The 20203-nt window shown below is 65.5% G+C and carries 17 protein-coding genes; 11 read left to right on the plus strand and 6 right to left on the minus strand.

Translation table 11 applies throughout. The annotated features are described in order from the left end of the window. Positions 1-130 precede the first annotated feature (130 nt). The gene (locus O1Y97_RS11305; RefSeq protein ID WP_108609807.1) at positions 131-472 is read right to left on the minus strand and encodes an ArsR/SmtB family transcription factor; all 342 of its coding nucleotides are present in this window, start codon (positions 470-472) and stop codon (positions 131-133) included. 145 nt (positions 473-617) lie between these two features. Here O1Y97_RS11305 and O1Y97_RS11310 point away from each other — a divergent pair, with 145 nt between their 5' ends. From O1Y97_RS11310 to O1Y97_RS11350, 9 genes are all read left to right on the plus strand, one after another. Next, the gene (locus tag O1Y97_RS11310; protein ID WP_318764055.1) at positions 618-1790 is read left to right on the plus strand and encodes an MFS transporter; all 1173 of its coding nucleotides are present in this window, start codon (positions 618-620) and stop codon (positions 1788-1790) included. Positions 1791-1865: 75 nt separating this feature from the next. Then, on the plus strand, positions 1866-2582 hold the full coding sequence (locus O1Y97_RS11315; RefSeq protein ID WP_318764056.1) for a class I SAM-dependent methyltransferase: 717 nt from the start codon (positions 1866-1868) through the stop codon (positions 2580-2582). Positions 2583-2733: 151 nt separating this feature from the next. After that, positions 2734-5295 (plus strand): AMP-binding protein, encoded by a 2562-nt coding sequence (locus O1Y97_RS11320; RefSeq protein WP_318764057.1) that lies wholly within the window; start codon positions 2734-2736, stop codon positions 5293-5295. Between the two features lie 103 nt (positions 5296-5398). Beyond that, on the plus strand, positions 5399-6025 hold the full coding sequence (locus tag O1Y97_RS11325) for a TetR/AcrR family transcriptional regulator (protein WP_318764058.1): 627 nt from the start codon (positions 5399-5401) through the stop codon (positions 6023-6025). Positions 6026-6030: 5 nt separating this feature from the next. After that, positions 6031-7230, plus strand: coding sequence for a DUF418 domain-containing protein (locus tag O1Y97_RS11330; RefSeq protein WP_318764059.1), 1200 nt, complete (start codon positions 6031-6033; stop codon positions 7228-7230). A gap of 79 nt (positions 7231-7309) precedes the next feature. Next, positions 7310-7498, plus strand: a complete 189-nt coding sequence (locus O1Y97_RS11335) for a hypothetical protein (protein WP_108607402.1) — start codon at positions 7310-7312, stop codon at positions 7496-7498. A 122-nt stretch (positions 7499-7620) separates the two neighbouring features. After that, positions 7621-8526 (plus strand): KPN_02809 family neutral zinc metallopeptidase, encoded by a 906-nt coding sequence (gene ypfJ, locus O1Y97_RS11340; protein ID WP_108607403.1) that lies wholly within the window; start codon positions 7621-7623, stop codon positions 8524-8526. After that, positions 8526-9446 (plus strand): aldo/keto reductase, encoded by a 921-nt coding sequence (locus O1Y97_RS11345; protein ID WP_318764060.1) that lies wholly within the window; start codon positions 8526-8528, stop codon positions 9444-9446. Before ypfJ ends, O1Y97_RS11345 begins: the two co-directional genes overlap by 1 nt. 213 nt (positions 9447-9659) lie before the next feature. Continuing rightward, positions 9660-10910, plus strand: coding sequence for a TCR/Tet family MFS transporter (locus tag O1Y97_RS11350; protein WP_318764061.1), 1251 nt, complete (start codon positions 9660-9662; stop codon positions 10908-10910). A 61-nt stretch (positions 10911-10971) separates the two neighbouring features. Here the strand turns inward: O1Y97_RS11350 and O1Y97_RS11355 are convergent, their stop codons facing one another. Beyond that, entirely contained in the window at positions 10972-11256 is a 285-nt protein-coding gene (locus O1Y97_RS11355; RefSeq protein WP_183260020.1) for a hypothetical protein, read from the minus strand. Between the two features lie 322 nt (positions 11257-11578). After that, complete coding sequence (gene carA, locus O1Y97_RS11360) at positions 11579-12781, minus strand: glutamine-hydrolyzing carbamoyl-phosphate synthase small subunit (protein WP_318764062.1); 1203 nt, start codon at positions 12779-12781, stop codon at positions 11579-11581. Between the two features lie 289 nt (positions 12782-13070). Between carA and O1Y97_RS11365 the strand changes: the two genes are divergently transcribed. Next, a complete protein-coding gene (locus O1Y97_RS11365) occupies positions 13071-13520 on the plus strand; it encodes a GatB/YqeY domain-containing protein (RefSeq protein WP_108609809.1) in 450 nt (149 codons plus the stop codon). Between the two features lie 68 nt (positions 13521-13588). Here the strand turns inward: O1Y97_RS11365 and O1Y97_RS11370 are convergent, their stop codons facing one another. The 3 genes from O1Y97_RS11370 to O1Y97_RS11380 form a co-directional block, all read right to left on the minus strand. After that, entirely contained in the window at positions 13589-14173 is a 585-nt protein-coding gene (locus tag O1Y97_RS11370) for a glyoxalase superfamily protein (protein WP_318764063.1), read from the minus strand. Between the two features lie 374 nt (positions 14174-14547). Continuing rightward, positions 14548-15711, minus strand: coding sequence for an amidohydrolase (locus O1Y97_RS11375; protein ID WP_318764064.1), 1164 nt, complete (start codon positions 15709-15711; stop codon positions 14548-14550). Positions 15712-16073: 362 nt separating this feature from the next. Then, the gene (locus O1Y97_RS11380; protein WP_318764065.1) at positions 16074-17738 is read right to left on the minus strand and encodes a Na/Pi cotransporter family protein; all 1665 of its coding nucleotides are present in this window, start codon (positions 17736-17738) and stop codon (positions 16074-16076) included. A gap of 313 nt (positions 17739-18051) precedes the next feature. Between O1Y97_RS11380 and dnaG the strand changes: the two genes are divergently transcribed. After that, positions 18052-19995 carry a DNA primase gene (dnaG, locus tag O1Y97_RS11385; RefSeq protein ID WP_318764066.1) on the plus strand — a complete coding sequence of 648 codons (1944 nt, stop codon included), beginning with the start codon at positions 18052-18054 and terminating at the stop codon, positions 19993-19995. The last annotated feature ends 208 nt before the right edge of the window (positions 19996-20203 follow it).

The following is a 20203-nucleotide window of genomic DNA, read 5'->3' on the forward strand; positions in this document are numbered from 1 at the left end:
GGAGGGGGGAACCCCGAAAATAGCATTTAAGCCATTGTAGACAGGCAAGAATGACTCCGGTGCGCGCGGTTCGTCGTGCGAGGGCGCTTCGAGGTGCGGCCGGTGCGTGTCCGCTTCGAACTTTGGAGGTTCAGCTATCTTCCCTGAGCCGCTCCAACTGGGGCAGGCCGCGGGCGGCGGTGACGATCGAATCGAGCAGTCCGGGGAAGCGGCTGTCGAGGTCGTCGCGGCGCAGCGAGATCAGCCGGCTGGTGCCGGAAACCTCGGTGCGGGTGATACCGGCCTCGCGCAGCTTGGCGAGGTGGTAGCTGAGATTGGTCTTGGAGCCGAAATCGAGGAACTGGCCGCAGCTCATCGCCACGCCTTCGTTGCGGGCGAGATAGCCGACGATGGCGAGCCGGGTCTGGTCGCCGAGCACGGCAAGCACGTTGGCGAGGCTGATCTGGTCGGGATTGGGGTGCGGCAATGACATGGTTCGAAGGTAGCGGCGCTGTCCGGTCGGTTCAAGGTTTGCGCGGCCTGCCGACACCACGATGGCAGGAGCGCGTTCGAAGCAGATTGACATGACGCAGCGACAAGTTCAATAGTTCAACATATTTTGAACTAAGGACAGCGTCATGGACAAGCGCCTTATCTGGCTGGCGGTCGGCTCGTTTGCGATGAGCACAGTCGGCTTCGTGTTCTCCAGCCTTCTGCCGGCGATCGCCGGCGACGCCCATGTCTCGGTGCCCTTCGCAGGCTACCTGATCATGGCGTTTTCGCTTGCCTATGCCGTCGGCGCTCCCGTCCTGTCGGCGCTGGCAGGCGAGATCGACCGCCGCCGCGTGCTGGCGGCAACGATGCTGGTGTTCGTCGCCGGCAACATCATTGCGGCGACGAGTTCGTCCTTCGGCGGGCTGCTAGTGGCGCAGATCGTGATGGGTATGGCGGCCGGGCTCTATGCGGCCACCGCGCAGGCGACCGCGGTGTCGCTGGCCGGGCCCGAACATCGGGCGCGCGCCATTGCCGTCGTCGTCGGCGGCACGACGTTTGCGGTGGCGCTCGGCGCGCCGGTGGGCTCGCTGATCGCCACGATGTGGGGCTGGCGCGGCACGTTCCTGGCAATTGCGCTGCTCAGCATATCCTGTGCCGCGATCCTGTGGGTGCGGCTGCCCAGGGGATCGCGCGGCGGCAAGCTGACGCTCGGCGAGCGCTTCACGGCCATCGCGAGGCCGGGCATCCTGCCGTCGTTGCTGGTGACGCTGCTTTATCTCGCCGGTGGTTTCACCGTCATTTCCTATATCGCGCCGCTGGCGCTGGAGGGGGCGGGGCTGCCGGCCATCGCCCTGCCGGGCATGCTGCTGGCCTTCGGCGCGGGTGCGGTCATCGGTAATTTGTCGAGCGGCTACCTCGCCGACCGGATCGGGGCGACGCGCATGGTGGTGCTGTCGCTCTTGATGTCGTCGGGCTTCTGCCTGGCGATCGCGCTGACGCTGAAGCTGTTGCCGCATCACATCGCCGGGCCGGTGCTGATCGGCCTGATGGTGCCGTGGGGTATCATCGGCTGGGCCTTCCCGCCGGCGCAGGCGAGCCGCATCGTCGGTTTCGCACCCGAGCTTGCGCATCTGACGCTGTCGCTCAACGCTTCGGCGCTCTATTTCGGCATTGCCTTCGGCACCGTGATTGGTGGACGCGTGCTGGAATTCGCCACGCCTTCGGATCTCGGTCTTGTCGCGGCGGCCTTCCCGCTGGTGGCGCTGGCCGTGCTGGCACTGTCGCGCCGTTCGGCCCGGCTCGCGGTGGCACGGTGATTTGCGCGCCGGTGGCCATGGGTGCTCGCCGTCTTGGATGGCATAAGCGCTGCCTTCTAAGCGAGCGAGGCAGCGATGAAACAGGACGAGAGACACTGGACCGGCGTGGCCGAGCAATGGATCGCGTGGGCCCGCGCGCCCGGCCATGACGCCTTCTGGGCCTATCGCAAAGGGCTGGTGGATTTCATCGGCAAGGGATCTGGCCGCGCGCTGGAGGTTGGTTGCGGCGAGGGCCGCGTGTCCCGCGAACTCAAGGCGCTCGGCTACCATGTGACTGCGACCGATGCCGTCGCCGCCATGGTGGAAGCGGCCCGTGAGGCCAAGTCGGCCGACGACTATCGTGTCGCCGGTGTCGGCGACCTGCCTTTCGAGGACGGCTCGTTCGACCTGGTGATGGCCTACAACGTGCTGATGGACGTCGAGGACGTGCCGGCGGCGGCGCGCGAAATCCGTCGCGTCTTGAAGCCAGGCGGGACGCTGTTCGTTTCGCTGGTCCACCCATTCCGCGACCGCGGCCGCTTTGCCGGGCGTGAGGCGGACGCGCCGTTCGTCATCGACGGCAGGTATTACGGCCGGGAGTATTTCGAGGGCGAGGAGCAGCGTGACGGCCTGACGATGCAGTTTGCCGGCTGGTCGCAGCCGCTCGAAGACTACATGGCAGCGTTCGAGGCTGAGGGACTGGCAATCACGGCGCTGCGCGAGCCCACACCCGACACAGCGGATACAGACCAATTGCGCCAGTGGTCGCGCATCCCGCTGTTCCTGTGGCTTAAGGCGCGCATCCTGGCCTGAGGTCGCAACGGTCGCCTGACACCGGTCCGTTAAGGGCGGTCAGCCGGCACATATTAGAGGTCTCGCATTTTCTTGATGCAAATTATCAGGAATAAGGCTATCGGCTCGCGCGTTCAGGTGGCTGCATCGGAAGCGGCGGGGCGAGCGAAGAATGGAATTCCTGCAGAAACTGGCGACGCATGGCGACCGTGCCGCCCTGATTTTCCCGGGTCGCCCCGCCATCAGCTATGCCGAGCTGGCACGCTGCGCAGCCGAGATGGCCGCAAGTTTCGGCAACGGCCGGAAACTGGTGGCCATCGAGGCGGCGAACTCCGAACACGCCATCACGGCCTATCTCGCGGCACGCGCCGGGGACCATGCAGTGGCGCTGCTGGCGCCGGGTGATGCCAGGGCCTTTGCCGACTTCGAAGAAGACTTCCGCCCCGACGCGAACGTGCGGCTGTTCGACGGGCGCTGGCGCGTGGTCGAGCACGAGGGGGCAGGAGAGGCATTGCACGGGGACCTCGCCGTGCTGCTGGCGACGTCGGGCAGCACCGGCAAGAGTCGCTTCGTCAGGCTGTCGCGCAAGAACATCGACAGCAATGCCGACGCCATCGCTTCTTATCTGGGGCTGAAGGCGGACGACCGGGCGGCGCTGCTCCTGCCGTTCCACTATTCCTATGGCCTGTCGGTGCTCAACTCGCACCTGGCTGTCGGTGCCAGCGTGTTCGTCTCGGCCAAGGGCGTGGTGGACAAGGGATTTATCGACGATCTGCGCGCGGCCGAGGTGACCAACATCAGCGGCGTGCCCTATTCCTACGAACTGATGGAAAAGACCGGGTTCCAGCCCGAGGAACTGCCGTCGCTGCGTTTCATGACAGTGGCGGGCGGGCGCATTCCCGCCGGGCTTGGCGACACTTTTCGGCGCAAGCTCGAGCAAGACGGCCGCCGCCTTTTTCTGATGTACGGCCAGACGGAAGCGACTGCCCGCATCGCTTATGTGCCGCCGGAGGCGCTTGCGGCGAACCCCGACAGCATAGGCATTGCCATTCCGGGTGGCGAACTGATGCTGGTCGGCGACGATGGCGCGCAGATCGAGGCATCGGGTGCTGCGGGCGAACTCGTCTATCGCGGCCCGAACGTGATGATGGGCTATGCCGAGAGCCGGGCCGATCTGGCACAAGGCGCGGAACTGGAAGAATTGCGCACCGGCGATGTCGCCGAACGCTGTGAGAACGGCTTCTTCCGCGTCGTCGGGCGGCTCAAGCGCATGTCGAAGATCGCCGGCCTCAGGATCAGCCACGAGGCGGTGGAGCATGCGCTGGCGCAGCGTGGCATCGTGGCGGCTGTGACGGGCTGTGACCGGCGGCTGGTGGCGGCCTATTCTTCCGGCGAGGCGCCCGAGGACGTCTGCAAGCTGATGATCGCGGCGAGCGGCCTGACGCCGCTGCATGTCGAGGCGGTGGCGGTCGAAGCCCTGCCGCGGCTGGCATCGGGCAAGGTCGACTATCCGGCGGTGGCGCAGCGCGCACGACAGGCGGGGAAAACCGACCCCGGCATTGTCGAGGCGTTCAGCCGGGCCTTCTATCCGCGCAAGGTGACGCCGGCCGACAGCTTCGAGGCGCTGGGCGGCGACTCGCTTTTGTTCGTGCAGCTGTCGCTGACGCTCGAGCGCAAGCTGGGACGTATCCCCGAGGGCTGGGAGAAGATGCCTGTGGGCACGCTGGCAAGGCTCGGGCGCCAGACCAGCGGTTTGCGCGTGGTCGATTCCGATCTCCTGATGCGGGCAATGGCGATCATGCTCGTCGTGCTCCACCATGCCACGCTGTGGCCCATCCCCGGCGGGGCTGCGGCGCTGGTGATGCTGGTCGGCTACGGGCTGGCGCGTTTCCATGGCGCAGCCCTGATGCGCGGGGAGACGACGCGGCTGCTCAGGACGCTGGCCGCAAACCTGGCCGTCTATGCGCCGATCGTCGCCGCATATTCGATCGCGCGCGGCGAGGTGCTGTGGCCGTCGGTCTTCCTGGTCGGCAATCTCGGCATTTTCGATCCCAAGCACATGCTGCCCCATCTCTACTGGTTCGTGGAGGCCTACGCGCAGGTCATGCTGATCGTCGCCGGGCTGTTCTCGCTGCCGGCTGTGCGACGGCGGGTGGCCAAGAATCCCTTCGGCGTCGGCATGGCGGCGCTCGTCGTGGCGGTGGCGATCAAGTTCCTGGCGCCCAAGGTCTGGGCGGTCGGGGCGGTGCAGATATTCACCGTGTCGGACGTGTTCTATCTGGCTGCCTTCGGCTGGTGCGTGTTCCACGCCCGAACGGCGCGGCAGCGCCTGCTGGTGCTGGGGGCTGCGATCCTGGCGTTTCCCGTCATGGCCTATTGGGGCGGCAACTGGACCGGATCCTGGGTCAAGTTCATGCTGCAACTGGCCTGCGTGACCGTGCTGCTCTACATGCCGCGCGTGGCCGTGCCGAAGCAACTCGCCGCCGTCGCCCTGCCAGTGGCTGCTGCGGGCTATCACATCTACCTGTTCCATCGCCTGCTGCCGGAGCTGTTGGCGCCACACGTCAAGCCGCTGATCTCGTGGCCGGTGGCGTCCGCGCTGAGCGTGGCAATCGGCATCCTGACGGGGATCGCGGCATTCCATGCCCAAAAGGCGCTCGCCGCCTGGCTGGCGGACCGACGCAGCCCGCGGGCCGATGCTCCGCTGGGGGCACACGCCGCGCCGGCGGAGTAGCTTTTCCCTTTCCGCATCCTGCTGCCGCCGCACTCGGTTGACTGCACGGGGCTTGGCAATTAATAGATCGACTAGTCTATTAATTAATGAAGCGAGTGAACCGATGCGGAAGGTCGATCCTGAAAAGCACGCCGCCAGGCGGCAGGCGATCCTCGATGCGGCAAGGACCTGCTTCGCCAGGAAGGGTTTCCACCAGACCAGCACCGCCGAGATCTGCGCGGCGGTCGGTATGAGCCCGGGCAATCTGTTCCACTATTTCCCCAACAAGCAGGAGATCATCGGCGCGATCGTCGACCAGGAAGGCGAGGAGACGGCGGCATTCTTCCAGACGTTGGGTGCGCGCGACGACCTCCATGCCGCGCTGCTCGATTTCATGGACTTGGTGCTGGAATTGGCTGCCGATGCCGAGTTCTCGTCTCTGGCGCTGGAGATCTCCGCCGAAGCGGGGCGGGACCCGGCGATCGCCATGCGCGTCGGCCGCAACGACCGCGAATTGCGCTCGGCGCTGCAAGGCCTGCTGGCCGAGGCGGCGGCGCGCGGACAGGCCGACGCCACGCTCGACATGGCCGATGCGGCGACCTGGGTGGCGGCGCTGATCGACGGCATCTTCAGCCGCGTCGCGGTCGATGGCGAGTTCAAGCCCAAGAACCAGCACGCAACGATGCGCGTCCTGCTCGGGCGGTTCCTGCGGCCGCGGGCGGATGTATCGACCATGACGGCAGGGGCATGAGAGCAATGACTGCGAAATCGGTTCAACAAGAGCGGATCACCAATGTCGATGCGCTGCGCGGCTTTGCGCTGTTGGGCATATTGGTGGTCAACATCACGGCATTTTCCTCGCCTTATTACGGGCTCGGCGTTGCCGATCCGGCATTTGCCGCGCCGCTCGACCAGGCGGTGCGGTTCGTCGTCGCCTTTCTGTTCGAAGCAAAGTTCTATCTGCTGTTCTCGTTCCTGTTCGGCTACAGCTTTACGCTCCAGATGGCCTCGGCGGAGCGCGCCGGTGAGGCCTTCGTGCCACGCCTGCTACGGCGGCAGGCCGGGTTGTGGGTCATCGGCCTGGCGCATGCGGTGCTGCTGTTCCACGGCGACATCCTGACGACCTATGCGGTGCTGGGCATGGTGCTGCTCGTGCTGCGCAACATCGAGGAGAAGACCGCGCTTCGGCTCGCCTTCTGGCTGGTCGTCGTCACGGCATTGGGCTGGGCAGCGCTCGGCGCACTGGCGGCACTGGACTCGATGTCGCTGGATGCAGCGGCGGTGCTGGCCGAAGGCGAGGCGACAAAGTCGGCCTATCTTGGTACGCCGGGCAGCGTCATCGCCCAGCACCTTGCCGAACTGAGCAATGTCTGGGTGGTGATCGGTCTGATGCAGGGGCCATGCGCGCTGGCGATGTTCCTGGTCGGCCTCGTCGCCGGCAAGCGTCAGCTGTTCGTGCAGCTCGACGACTATCAGCCGTTGCTGCGCCGCCTGCTCGCTGCCGGCATGACCGTCGGCCTCGCCGGCGCGGCTTTCTACGGCTGGACCTCGGTCTACGGGATCGGCACCGGCTGGGAACTGCCCGGGCTGGCTGTCGGCCTGCTGACCGCACCGCTGCTGACCGGGGCCTATGTGGCGCTGGCGATGCTGGCCTTCCAGCGGTTCAGGCGCCTGCCAGAAATGCTGGCGCCGGCCGGGCGCATGGCCTTGTCCAATTACCTGTTCCAGTCGCTGGTCTGTTCGGTGCTGTTTTATGCCTATGGCCTCAGGCTGATGGGGGAGGTGCCGCCGCTGGGCGCGCAACTGATCGCCGTGGCGATCTTCGCCGGGCAGCTGGCGCTCAGCCGCTGGTGGATGGGCCGTTTCGCCTATGGCCCGCTGGAATGGCTGCTGCGCGCGGTGACCGTCGCGGCCTGGCCGCGATGGCGCAGGGACGCGGCGCCCGTCCGGCAATGACGAACCCGGCGGGAACAAGCGCGGCCCGCCTGCGTTAGCCTGAGCGCCAGCTAGGACCGGCGCCCGGGAGGAAGCGACAATGGCCATCACACAAGCCCCGACGCCGAAGGGCAAGGCAGCCGCCAAGGGCCTGCGCCAAGCAGCGGCCAGGGAAGAGCGCAAGGTCGAGGCCAAGACCGGCCAGGACTTCAAGAAGGGCGAGAAGCGCTTCGAGGAGCGCTCGAAAAGCTCGGACGGCAAGAGCGCCGGCACCAAGCAGAAGAGCTGACCGCCAGCGGTTGCGCGCCCGGGTGGCACAACCAAAAACCCTGTGACTTGAATCAAGCGTTGGGCTAATTGTCTCCCTGAGCGGAGCCAAGCCCGCGACGACGAACATTGAGGGATATGCCCATGCGTTGGAGAGGCCGTCGCCAGAGTGACAATGTCCAGGATGCGCGCGGCCAGGGCGGCGGCGGGCTGGGCGGTGGCTTCGGCCGCGGCAGCGGACGCCTGCCGATCGGACCGCGCATCGGCGGCGGCGGTGGACTTTCCGGCATCATCATTCTCGTCGTGCTGTTCTTTGCGCTGCGCGCCTGCGGCATCGACCCGATGCAGATCCTGGCCGGCGGCGACGGCTCGCCTGGCGGGGGCCAGGTGACCGAAGGCGGCGCGCCGGCAAACGACGAGATGACCCAGTTCGTCTCGACCGTGCTGGCCGAGACCGAAGACACCTGGAACGGCATCTTCCAGGCCGAGGGGCTGAAATACGAGGAGCCCAAGCTGCTGCTGTTTTCGGGCCAGGTCTCGTCGGCCTGCGGCTACGCCTCGTCGGCCTCGGGGCCGTTCTATTGCCCCGGCGACAAGAAGGTTTATCTCGACACCTCGTTCTTCAACCAGTTGGCCAAGCAGTTCGGCGCCGCCGGCGACTTCGCCCAGGCCTATGTGATTGCCCACGAGGTCGGCCACCACGTGCAGAACCTGACCGGCATCCTGCCCAAGTTCAACCAGATGCGGCAGCGCATGAGCGAGGCCGACGCCAACCAGATGTCGATGCGCGTCGAGCTGCAGGCCGACTGCTTCGCCGGCGTCTGGGGCCACTACACCGCCCAGAAGGGGCTGCTCGAAGAGGGCGACATCCAGGAGGCGCTCAACGCCGCGCAGCAGATCGGCGACGACACGTTGCAGAAGCGCATGCAGGGCTATGTCGTGCCGGAAAGCTTCAACCACGGCACCTCCGACCAGCGCCAGCGCTGGTTTGCCGCCGGCTTCAAGAGCGGCAAGCTGTCGTCCTGCGATACGTTCAACAATCCGATCTGATGGCTTCGGACAAGCGCATCGAACTGGTGCCGGGCGGCCCGTCGCTGTCGCGGCTGGTGTTCGGCGCCTGGCGCTTGCTCGATGGTGGAGCGAAGCCGGACGCCGAGGCAGTAGCCCGGCTGATCGACATGTCGGTCGATCTCGGCATCACCAGCTTCGACCACGCCGACATCTATGGCGGCTACGAGGTCGAGGAGGCCTTCGGCGCCGGACTGGCGCGCTGGAAGGGCCGGCGCGACAGCATCGAGCTGATCAGCAAATGCGGCATCATGCTGAAGTCGCCGCAGCGGCCGGCAAACCGGCTGAAGCATTACGACACGGGTGCCGCCCATATCTCGGCGTCGGTCGACCGGTCGCTGAAAAACCTCGGCACTGATTATCTCGACCTGCTGCTGATCCACCGGCCCGACCCGCTGATGGATGCCGACGAGACGGCGGCGGGGCTGGAGCGGGTGGTGAAGGCGGGCAAGGTGCGCGCCGTCGGCGTCTCGAATTTCACGGTGGCGCAGTTCGACCTTCTGGCGTCACGGCTCCCGTTTCCTGTCGTCACCAACCAGATCGAGCATTCGGTGCTCGAGACCTCGGCGCTGACGGACGGCCGTTTCGACCACGCGCAAAGGCTGCGCTATGCACCGATGATCTGGTCGCCGCTCGGTGGCGGGTCGCTGTTTACCGGCGATGGCCAGCGCGAGCACAAGGTGCGGGCGGCGCTGAGCCTGGTGGCGGCCGAGACCGGCGCCCATGACATTGCGACGGTCGCCATTACCTGGCTGCTGCGCCATCCGGCGCGCCTCGTGCCGGTGCTCGGCACGATGAAGCCGGAGCGGCTGGCGCAGCTCGTGCGCGCGCTCGACGTCACGCTCGACCGCCAGCAATGGTTTTCGATCCTCGAAGCAAGCGAGGGCAGGGCGGTCCCGTAACGTTCCGTCCGTGCCCCAAGACGCATCAGACACTTTGATGTGTTCACGTATTGTTCCTGATCGTTGCCGCTGATATAAGCGTTCCGCACTGCCCCCGGCGGCTCGATGCCGGCTGCTGCCTTCGGCGCAGCCGTAATAAGACATGCTGCGACAGCTTGAAGCCGCGCATCACCGGCATCGCCGATGCGCGACGACATGCCAGGTGGGTTCGACATGGTTGATGAAAAGACTGCCAGAAGGGGCCTTGCGCTCGTCTTTACGACGCTGCTGCTCGACGTCATCGGCTTCGGCATCATCATGCCGGTGTTGCCGGCCTTCCTGCAGGAACTGACCGGCGTCGGCGTCAGTGCCGCAGCGATCGAGGGCGGCTGGCTGTTCTTCGTCTATGCGGCGATGCAGTTCCTGTTTGCGCCGCTGATGGGCAATCTGAGCGATCGTTTCGGCCGCCGGCCGATTCTGCTCGCCTCGGTGCTGACCTTCGCCATCGACAATCTGATCTGCGCCATCGCCTGGTCGTATTCGATGCTGTTCATCGGCCGCGTGCTGGCCGGCATCAGCGGCGCCAGCTATTCGACGGCCTCGGCCTTCATCGCCGACGTCTCGAACGACGAGAACAGGGCGAAGAATTTCGGCCTGCTCGGCATCGCCTTCGGCGTCGGTTTCGTGATCGGGCCGGTGCTCGGCGGCCTGCTGGGCGGGTTCGGACCGCGCGTGCCGTTCTTCTTTGCCGCCGGCCTTGCCTTCCTCAATTTCGTCGTCGCCTACTTCTTCCTGCCGGAGACGCTGACCAAAGAGAACCGCCGCAAGTTCGAGCTCAAGCGCGCCAATCCACTCGGGGCGCTGAAGCAGATGCGCAACTACAAGGGCATCGGCTGGATCGGCATGGTGTTCTTCCTGATGACGCTGGGCCACATGATGTATCCGGCGGTGTGGTCGTTCGTCGGCAGCTACCGCTACGGCTGGAGCGAGCAGCAGATCGGCTTCTCGCTCGGCGTGTTCGGCATCGGCGGTGCGCTTGTCATGGCGCTGGTGCTGCCGCGCGCCATACCGCTGCTCGGCGAGTGGCGCACGGCGGCGGTGGGCCTGGCGTTCACGACGGTCGCCGCCTTCGGCTATGCCGCCGCCTGGGAGGGCTGGCTGGTCTATGCGGTGATCGTGGCGACCTGCCTCGAGGCGCTGGCCGACCCGCCGCTGCGCAGCCTCGCGGCCGCCAAGGTGCCGCCATCGGCGCAAGGCGAGTTGCAAGGTGCGATGACCAGCCTGTTTTCGATCACCAGCATCATCACGCCGCTGCTCTATACCGGGATCTTCGCATGGTTCACCGGGCCGAACGCCCCGGTTTCATTCGCCGGCGCGCCCTATGTGCTGGGTGGGGTTTTCCTGTCGCTGTCGCTGTTGGTGTTCTTGCTCAAGGTCGAAAGGCCGGCAACGACCGAGCAAGCGGCCCTAACGACAACCTCATAGCCGGGAGTCTCGCCAAGTCAGGCGAGGCCCGATTGGCCGTCAGGCCAGCAGGAAGCCACCACTATTGTTCCATGAAGCGCACACCCACCGATGTCGGTGAATACCAGCACACGCGCGCCGTTCGTTTCGCCGCCTCACCGGCAATTGCCAGATTGAACTCTGGCGGGACACCTGTTGTGTCGTCAAAATCCAACCTTGCGCCATTTTGGGACTGGTTGCGAACAATCCCCTCTAAGGAGCAATAGCCGCCGTAGAACGAGAGCTTGGCTCCCTTCAGCGTGCGGCGGCGGCCTTCCTTGCGTTGTTCTAGCTGTTCACGCGTATTGAGATCTATCACATATGCCATGACTACCCCCGTTTCTTCAGTTCACTCGTAGTCGTCATGCACGAAGCGTGCCAGCATCAAAGTGGACGGCGTGCTTGTCGAAGTTGTACGCCAAGTACTGAAGACGCGAACTGACAATATTGCCTCTTTGTAAACGGTCTCTACTTGTCGATCTCAGGTTCGGCGTCGTTGCGCTGCCGGGCGAAACTGGGCGCGAGCTTGACCGGAAGCTGGGCGTGGCGAAGCACTGCCAGTGCGTCGCAGCTCTTGTGGCGGGTCGAGTTGCTCGGGCAACAAAAAAGGCCGCCCCAAGGCGGCCTTTTGCGTTCAGTCGAACGACTGATCAGCGCTCGGCGAGAGCGGGCTCGCCCTGGCGTTCGCGGATCAGGTTGGCGAAGCGGCGGAAGAGGTAGTGCGAATCCTGCGGGCCGGGCGAGGCCTCGGGATGGTGCTGGACCGAAAACACCGGCCGGCCGGTGAGTGCGATGCCGCAGTTGGAGCCGTCGAACAGCGAGACGTGGGTTTCTTCCACGCCTTGCGGCAGCGACCCGGCGTCGACCGCAAAGCCGTGGTTCATCGACACGATCTCGACCTTGCCGGTGGTGTGGTCCTTGACCGGATGGTTGGCGCCGTGGTGGCCCTGGTGCATCTTTGCGGTCTTGCCGCCGAGGGCAAGGGCCAGCATCTGGTGGCCGAGGCAGATGCCGAAGACCGGCAGTTCGGTCTTGAGCAGGTCCTTGATGACGGGCACCGAATATTCGCCTGTCGCGGCGGGATCGCCGGGGCCGTTGGACAGGAAGATGCCATCCGGCTTCATCGCCAGGATGTCTTCGGCCGAGGTCTTGGCAGGAACCACCGTGACCTTGGCGCCGAGGCCGGCGAGCAGGCGCAGGATGTTGCGCTTGACGCCGTAGTCGATGGCGACGACGTGCATGGTGGCCTCGTTGCGCTCGCCATAACCCTCGTTCCAGACCCAGGGCGTCTCGGTCCAGGACGACGACTGGCCCGACGTGACCTCCTTGGCGAGGTCGAGGCCGACGAGGCCGGACCAGGCACGGGCCTGGGCCTTGAGGTTGTCGATGTCGAACTTGCCGTCGGGGGCGTGCGCGATGACGGCATTGGGCATGCCTTTTTCGCGGATCAGCGCGGTCAGCGCGCGGGTGTCGACACCCGACATGGCGACAATGCCGCGGCGCTTCAGCCACTGGTCGAGATGGTCGGCGGCACGATAGCTCGACGGGTTGGTGACATCGGCCTTGAACACCGCACCGACAGCACCGAAGCGGGCCGCCGGGTTGAGGTCCTCGATGTCCTCGTCATTGGTGCCGATGTTGCCGATATGGGGAAAGGTGAAGGTGACGATCTGGCTGGCATAGGAGGGATCGGTGAGAACCTCCTGGTAGCCGGTCAGTGCGGTGTTGAAGCAGACTTCGGCGACGGCACTGCCTGTGGCGCCGAGGCCTCGGCCCGTAATGACCGTGCCGTCGGCCAGAACCAGAACGGCGGTCGGCACTTCGGTTGCCCAGGGGGCGGTCTCTGAGGCCATGGCGATGCTCCTGCGTAACGGGCGCCGCGACTTGAAAAATGGCTCGGGAGAGGCCATATCGCGCAGCGAAAAGCACGGACGACCACCGTCAGGCGGGCCCCGTGCACAAAACAAACTAGTCCTTGCAAGGCGCGGACAATAAGCGAAGGCCGGCGGGTGGTCAATGACCGGTTCGGGATTCGTGGCTAATTATTTTTCCTAATGAAAACAGGAAGTTGGCCATTGTCATTCGGTTTGCCACTGTGGCAGGTCGGCGCTATTGTTTGCGACACGTTCAGGAGTAATGGCCATGCGCGAGATGCTCGCCGAGGCGCTGAAGACTGCATTGAAAGCCGGCGACAAGCGCCGTACCTCGACGCTGCGGCTGATCCAGGCCGCAATCCAGGACCGCGACATCGCCCATCGCGGCGCCGGCAAGGACCCGGTGTCGGACGAGGAAATCCTGCAGATCCTGACCAAGATGGTCAAGCAGCGGCAGGAATCGGCCAAGGCCTTCGAGGAAGGCTCACGGCTGGAGCTCGCCGCGCAGGAGCGCGACGAAATCACCATCATCACCGACTTCCTGCCCAAGCAGATGGAGGAGGGGGCGGTGCGCGACGCGGCGCAGAAGGTGATCGCCGAGGTCGGTGCCGACGGCCTGCGCGACATGGGGCGCTGCATGAATGCGCTCAAGGAGCGCTATCCCGGCCAGATGGACTTCGGCAAGGCGAGCGGCATCGTCAAGAACCTGCTGCAGTAGGCTTTGCCCCGATTGGGTTTTGAACAACGCCCCGGCTGCCATGCAGTCGGGGCGTTGTTCTTGGGAGCTCAGGCGGCGCGGCGAAGCCTGAGGGGCGTCCTGTCCTGGAGCGCCCAGATATGGCCGAACGGATCGAACACCGTGGCGCCGCGTCGGCCGTCGGTCGCTACATCCAGCTCTCCCCGAAGGGTCGCCCCCGCATTGACCGCTCTTTGCAGGGCGATCTCAGCGTTGGCGACGTCAAGTATGAAGACCGTACTGACCGCGCCCTTGGCCTTGGGATAAAAGGGGCCGCCTCGGTGCGGCTCCAGTTCCCTGCGGGGGTTGGCTCCTCCGACTTGCATTGCCGTATCCCCGATGTGAAGGTCTATGGAGATCGGCTCGCCCTCGAACATGTAGGCACCGCCACGAACGGCGCCGAAAGCCCGCTGGTAGAACGCGGCCGCTTCTTCCTCGCAGCCGTGCTCGACCACGATCGAGATGTGGAATTCGGACTTGGTGTCGCAGTGCGCCTTGAGCATGTTCCAGTCGTAAAAACCGAATTGGTGCGCGACGATCTCGAGACAGGCGCTGTGCGAGAGGTGGATGTTTTGTGCGGCCAGGCTGCTGCGCAGTTCCTTGGCCATGGACTTCACGCGATCAAGTGTCGGCATGGATTGGTTCCCTTGGAAGGGGTGACAAACAACGTCAGTGCTCGCGTTGCCGACGGCCACCCAAGAGGGTCAAACCAAGGGTGAGGTGCATTCACCAATCCGGAAGGAGCGAGCGGCAGGCTGCACGGCCAGCTTGAGTGTCGCCAACAAATCCGATTCGGGCAAGGTCGATGTCGTCAAGGATGCCGGCGCGGCCTGCCTTCTCCCCTTGCGGGAGAAGGTGGATCGGCGCGCAGCGCCGAGACGGATGAGGGGTGCTGGACGAAGTGCTGCGTCTCCGCCCCCCGGAGTTCCCTTCTGCTTCCTCTCGTTTCTTCCAACACCCCTCATCCGCCCCTTCGGGGCACCTTCTCCCACAAGGGGAGAAGGTGAGGTCACGCCTCGGGCAGGCGCTGGCGCACGATGGCTGCGTGGAAGCGCGCGCCGTGGATCAAGGCCTCGTCGTTGAAATCGAAGGACGGGTTGTGCAGCGGCGCCGAGGCTTCGCCATTGCCGATGCAAGCGAAACAGCCGGGCACATGATCGAGGAAGCGGGCGAAATCCTCGGAAGCAGTGACGATCTCGCCGTGGCCGTTGACCGCGCCGGTTTCAAAGACGGTGCGGGCTGCTGCGATCGCCGCCTCGGTGGCATCGGCGTCGTTGATCAGCGGTACGAACTCCCTGGTGTAGGTCACCTCGGCGGTGCAATTGTAGGTCAGCGCCGTGCCTTCGGCGATGATGCGCATCTGCCGTTCGATTTCGGCGCTGACCTCCGGGCGAAAGCTGCGGGCGTCGCCGAGCACGCGGGCAAAGCCGGGCAGGGCGTTGCGGGTGCCGTCGGTGATGAGTTCGGTGACCGAGACGACCGAGATGTCGGCCGGGCTCAGCCGGCGCGAGACGATGGTCTGCAGATTGGCGACCAGCGCGCAGGCGGCGACGAGCACCTCGCGGCCGCCATGCGGGCGGGCGGCGTGGCCGCCGAGGCCGCGCAGCACGATCTCGAAATTGTCCTCCGCCGACATGATCGGCCCGGGCCGGGTCTCGAAATGGCCGACGGGCAGGCCGGGCATGTTGTGCAGGCCGTAGATCTCGTCGAAGGGGAAGCGGCTCATCAGGCCGTCGTCGAGCATTGCGAGCGCGCCCTTTCCCCACTCCTCGGCGGGCTGGAAGACGAAGCGCACGGTGCCGTCGAAGCCGCCGTCGCCGGCAAGCAGCTTGGCGGCGCCCAACAGCATCGCCGTGTGGCCGTCATGGCCGCAGGCATGCATGACGCCGGTATTTTGCGAGGCGTGGCCGTGGCTGGCCTGCTCGGTGATGCGCAAGGCGTCCATGTCGGCCCTGAGCGCGATGGCTCGATTGCCGGTTCCGCGGCGCAGCGTGCCGACGACGCCGGTGCCGCCGATACCTTCGACGACTTCGTCGAGGCCGAATTCCCTCAGCTTTCGGGCGACAAAGGCGCCGGTGCGCTTCTCCTCGAAGCCGAATTCGGGATGGGCATGCAGGTCGCGCCGCCATGCGGTCATCTCGGCGATGAGGGTTTTCTGGTCGAGCGCGGCCATGTGCTGATCCCCGGGTTCGGAGGGAGAGCCTCACTCGGATTGGCGGTGGCAGGCAAGGCTTGTCCGTGAGGCCAGGGCGCGAGGCTTACCTTCTCCCCTTGTGGGAGAAGGTGGATCGGCGCGTAGCGCCGAGACGGATGAGGGGTGCTGGGCGGAGTGGGAGGGTGGAGAATGCGTGCCGTCAAAGAGAGTTTGGAAATACCATACTCCGTCCAGCACCCCTCATCTGCCCCTTCGGGGCACCCCGGCCCTCCGCTATGGCTCTGGGCGCTCGTCGTTGGAACAGCCAAATCGTTGGCTTTTCCTGGCCTTCGGCCACCACTCCTCACCCCACAATGGGAGAAGGGGATGTCTGAGTCCGCTCAGCTTGCCTTGAGGCGCGAGCCGCGCAGCAGGCCCTGCTCTTCGAGCACCGGATAGGCCATCGAGGCGAGCAGCGAGTTGATCTGCTTGAGGTCGCGGATGGTGTCGAGGTGGATCGAACTGGTCTCGACGCTCTTGATGGTGCCGTCGCGCAGGCGCAGGAAATGGCTCTGGCTGGTCTGCTTCTCGACGTCGCGCAGCCTGTCCTTCTCGAGCACGAGCTGGCGGGCGGTATTGGCGTCGCGCGACACCAGCACGTTGAAGGCAAGGCGCGCATTGGCCATCACCGATGCGTGGAACGCGGTCAGTTCGCGCCAGCCCTCGGGCGTGAACTCGAGGCCGCGGTCGAGCTTCTTCTGCACATGGGCGAGCATGTTGCGGACGATGATGTCGCCGACCTGCTCGAGCTTGACGCAGGCGCCGAGCAGTTCCTGGCAGCGCAGCGCCTCGTCCTCGGTCATCGGCCGGATGGTGGCCTTGGCGAGGTAGAGCTTGATCGCTGCATGCTTGCGGTCGACCCGATCGTCGAGGGATGCAAGGGCTGCGATCTTGTCGGCCTCGGGCTTCTCGTAGAGCTCGATGATGCGCTGGAGCATGATCTCGACGGTTTCGCAGACGCGGACCACTTCGCGCGTGGCGTTGGCCAGCGCCTGGGACGGCGTGTCGAGCGCGGCCTCGTTGAGCGCGCTGAGTTCGGCTAGCGCCATGTCCTTGGCCGGGTCGGCCCTGGTGCCCAGCGCGACGATCTTTTCCGAGGCACTGTAGACCAGCTTGGCGAGCGGGATACCGGCGACCAGGATGATGCAGTTGAACAGGATATGGGCGTTGATGATCTGGTCGGGCACGGTCGCGCCGAGGAAGGCGACCGACGGCTTGGCCCAGAGGAAGGCAACCAGCATGACGAGCGAGCCTGCGCCGCGCATCAGAAGATTGCCGATGGGGACGACCCGGACTCCGGGTTCGGCGTTGCGGGTGAGCAGGGGGGCGATGATCGAGCTGCCGAGATTGACGCCGAGCACCAGCACGATGCCGAGTTCGGGCGGCACGAAGCCGCGGCCGGCAAGGGTGACGATCAACAGCACGGCGGCGATCGAGGAATGGAACAGCCAGGTGACGACGGCGGCCAGCAGGTAGGCGGTGATGGGATCGCCGGCGAAATAGTCGACGATGACGGGCAGCAGCCTGCTTTCGCGCAGCGGCTCGGAGGCCTGGCCGACCATTTCGAGCGAGAGCACGAGAAGGCCGATGCCGACGAGGATGCGGCCGGTCTGCTGCCAGCTGCGGCGGTCGGTGGCCAGGAACATGGTGGTGCCGGCGGCGAGGCAGATCGGCACCAGCAGCGACAGGTCGAAGGTCAGGATCTTGATGACCAGTGCCGAGCCGATCTCAGCGCCGCGCACGGCAAGCTGGCCGGCGATGCCGCTGACGATGCCGGCCCCGGCGAAGGAGCCGACGAGCAGGGTGACCGCGGTGGAACTCTGGAAGGCGATGGCGAGCGCGGTGCCGGCCAGAACGGCCAGGATCGGGTTGCGCATGGTGTTGCGCAGCTTGTGGCGTAGGACGTCGCCATAGGCGCGTTCGACGCCGGTGCGCACCATGCGCGTGGCGAACAGCAGCAAGGCTATCGCGCCGGCGAGGTGGAGCAGGACGACGGAGCCGCTCATCGGCGGCACCGGCTGAAGTCTGGGGCGGCTGCGAAGGGCAGGACGCGCATGCGAATCACTGTCTTGACCATGTCGATTAGATTAGCCGGATAATATTTTTCGTCCATATTGCACGCGTGTGCACTGCTCGCAAGATATCTGAGTTGCTCATATATGAGATACGTCCGGCGGAGCCTCGGGTTCCCGGGCGACATTCCGTGCACGCAATTGGGATGGTCGCTGCGATTGGCCTGTGAACAGCGGGCATGCTGGCGAATAGGAGTCGTGTCCGACGGAGCGAGCGCCTATATCAGTTTCAAACAAGCAGGGCCCGATGCGCTTTTCCGACGGATTCTTGAGCGAGATACGCGACCGCGTGCCGATTTCGGCCGTGGTGGGCCTGCGCGTGACCTGGGATCGCAAGAAGACCAACGCGCCGCGCGGCGATTTCTGGGCGTGTTGCCCGTTCCACGGCGAGAAGTCACCGTCGTTCCACTGCGAGGACCGCAAGGGCCGCTACCACTGCTTCGGCTGCGGTGTCTCGGGCGACCATTTCCGCTTCCTGACCGATCTCGACGGCATGACCTTCCCGGAGGCGGTCGAGCGCATCGCCGAGATGGCCGGCGTGCCGATGCCGGCGCGCGATGCGCATGAGGAGCGGCGCGAGAAGGAACGCGCCAGCCTTACCGACGTGATGGAACTGGCGACGAAGTTCTTCGAGGACCGGCTGCAGAGTGCCGACGGGGCAAGGGCGCGGGCCTATCTGCGCGACCGCGGCCTTACGCCTTTGACGCAGCAGACGTTCAGGCTCGGTTTTGCGCCCGACAGCCGCAATGCGCTCAAGGAGTTCCTGGCGTCCAAGGGCATCGAGAAGGTGCAGATGGAGGCCTGCGGACTGACCGTGTTCGAGGACGTGCCGGTCTCCTACGACCGCTTCCGCGACCGCATCATGTTCCCGATTCCCGATTCGCGCGGACGCATCATCGCCTTTGGCGGCCGCGCCATGTCGGCGGAGGTCTCTGCCAAGTATCTGAACTCGCCGGAGACCGAGCTCTTCCACAAGGGCAACGTGCTCTACAATTTCGCCCGCGCCCGCAAGGCGCTACAGAAGGGCGGGGCGGTCATCGCCGTCGAAGGCTACATGGACGTGATCGCGCTGGCCCAGGCCGGCTTCGACAATGCGGTGGCGCCGCTCGGCACGGCGTTGACCGAAAACCAGCTCGAACTGTTGTGGCGCATGTCGGGCGAGCCGGTGCTGTGCTTCGATGGCGACAAGGCCGGCCTCAAGGCCGCCTATCGCGCCGCCGACATGGTGCTGCCGTTGGTGGCGCCCGGGCATACCGCGCGCTTTGCGTTGCTGCCCGAGGGCAAGGACCCCGACGACCTGGTCAAGGCCGAGGGGCCGGAGGCGTTTCGCGCGGTACTTACCGCCGCGCGACCGTTGTCCGAACTGGTCTGGATGCGCGAGACTTCGGGCGGCGTGTTCGACACGCCCGAGCGCCGCGCCGAGCTTGAAAAGACGCTGCGCGAGCTGACCGGCAGGATCAAGGACGAAAGCGTCCGCTATCACTACCAGCAGGAGATGCGCGAACGGGTGCTGAGTTTCTTCGGCAACCAGCGCGGCAGGCAGCAGGGCCAGGGCGAGCGCGGCAAGGGCTCGTTCGGCAAGGGCGGCGAGCGTGGCCAGTGGAACAAGGGCGGCGCGGGCGCGGCGGCCGGCCGGTTTGCCGTATCGGAAAGCCTGGCGCGCTCGGCGATGGTCAAGCGGGCGGGCGGCATCATGCCGTTGCGCGAGGCGGCCCTGGTGGTGGCGCTGGTCAACCATCCCGCGCTGATCGACGAGAATTTCGACCATGTCGAAAAGCTCGATCTCAGCCACGGCGAACTGAGGCAACTGCATACGGTGCTGATCGATGCCATGGCGCATGGCGAAGCCAACACGCGCGAGGCGGTGGTGGCGGCTATCGGGCGGGTCGGCTGCGCCGAGATGTGGGAGCGGGCGGTGGCGCTGGCGCGGCGGACGCGGCAGTGGACGGCACTCGAGGATGCGGCGATCGAAGATGCCCGCGACGCCTTCGCCCAGGCGCTGCACTTGCACCGCAGCGCCCGCACCTTACATAAGGAACTGAAACAGGCCGAGGCGGCGCTGGCTACCGATCCGACCGACGAGAATTATCGGCATCTGGTGGAGATCCAGGCGCAGTTTCACGACGTGCAAGCCACCGAGGCGCTTATCGAAGGCTTCGGGGTGTCCTCGGGCCGAGGCGGGCGGAACTAGAGCGAGATTGCGATAATCCCGCATTTGATTCGCTTTTTTGTCGCGAATCATGCGACAGGCGCTTGACCTTCCGCCGGAATGACGGAATCAGGTCGATTCGAAAAGTTAACCGGCGGCCAGACCGCCAGTCGTGTCGACGGCCTGTAGAATGCGGATTGGGGCGCTTGTCACTGGACAGGAAGATATTCCGCCACAGATATCAGGGTTA

The organism is Aminobacter niigataensis, assembly GCF_946995915.1.
GTDB classification, from domain to species: Bacteria; Pseudomonadota; Alphaproteobacteria; order Rhizobiales; family Rhizobiaceae; genus Aminobacter; species Aminobacter niigataensis.

What these genes read in the sequence shown, in the direction of transcription:
- O1Y97_RS11305 (WP_108609807.1), bottom strand. Translation starts at nt 472, where the DNA reads ATGTCATTGCCGCACCCCAATCCCGACCAGATCAGCCTCGCCAACGTG.
- O1Y97_RS11310 (WP_318764055.1), top strand. Translation starts at nt 618, where the DNA reads ATGGACAAGCGCCTTATCTGGCTGGCGGTCGGCTCGTTTGCGATGAGC.
- O1Y97_RS11315 (WP_318764056.1), top strand. Translation starts at nt 1,866, where the DNA reads ATGAAACAGGACGAGAGACACTGGACCGGCGTGGCCGAGCAATGGATC.
- O1Y97_RS11320 (WP_318764057.1), top strand. Translation starts at nt 2,734, where the DNA reads ATGGAATTCCTGCAGAAACTGGCGACGCATGGCGACCGTGCCGCCCTG.
- O1Y97_RS11325 (WP_318764058.1), top strand. Translation starts at nt 5,399, where the DNA reads ATGCGGAAGGTCGATCCTGAAAAGCACGCCGCCAGGCGGCAGGCGATC.
- O1Y97_RS11330 (WP_318764059.1), top strand. Translation starts at nt 6,031, where the DNA reads ATGACTGCGAAATCGGTTCAACAAGAGCGGATCACCAATGTCGATGCG.
- O1Y97_RS11335 (WP_108607402.1), top strand. Translation starts at nt 7,310, where the DNA reads ATGGCCATCACACAAGCCCCGACGCCGAAGGGCAAGGCAGCCGCCAAG.
- ypfJ (WP_108607403.1), top strand. Translation starts at nt 7,621, where the DNA reads ATGCGTTGGAGAGGCCGTCGCCAGAGTGACAATGTCCAGGATGCGCGC.
- O1Y97_RS11345 (WP_318764060.1), top strand. Translation starts at nt 8,526, where the DNA reads ATGGCTTCGGACAAGCGCATCGAACTGGTGCCGGGCGGCCCGTCGCTG.
- O1Y97_RS11350 (WP_318764061.1), top strand. Translation starts at nt 9,660, where the DNA reads ATGGTTGATGAAAAGACTGCCAGAAGGGGCCTTGCGCTCGTCTTTACG.
- O1Y97_RS11355 (WP_183260020.1), bottom strand. Translation starts at nt 11,256, where the DNA reads ATGGCATATGTGATAGATCTCAATACGCGTGAACAGCTAGAACAACGC.
- carA (WP_318764062.1), bottom strand. Translation starts at nt 12,781, where the DNA reads ATGGCCTCAGAGACCGCCCCCTGGGCAACCGAAGTGCCGACCGCCGTT.
- O1Y97_RS11365 (WP_108609809.1), top strand. Translation starts at nt 13,071, where the DNA reads ATGCGCGAGATGCTCGCCGAGGCGCTGAAGACTGCATTGAAAGCCGGC.
- O1Y97_RS11370 (WP_318764063.1), bottom strand. Translation starts at nt 14,173, where the DNA reads ATGCCGACACTTGATCGCGTGAAGTCCATGGCCAAGGAACTGCGCAGC.
- O1Y97_RS11375 (WP_318764064.1), bottom strand. Translation starts at nt 15,711, where the DNA reads ATGGCCGCGCTCGACCAGAAAACCCTCATCGCCGAGATGACCGCATGG.
- O1Y97_RS11380 (WP_318764065.1), bottom strand. Translation starts at nt 17,738, where the DNA reads ATGAGCGGCTCCGTCGTCCTGCTCCACCTCGCCGGCGCGATAGCCTTG.
- dnaG (WP_318764066.1), top strand. Translation starts at nt 18,052, where the DNA reads ATGCGCTTTTCCGACGGATTCTTGAGCGAGATACGCGACCGCGTGCCG.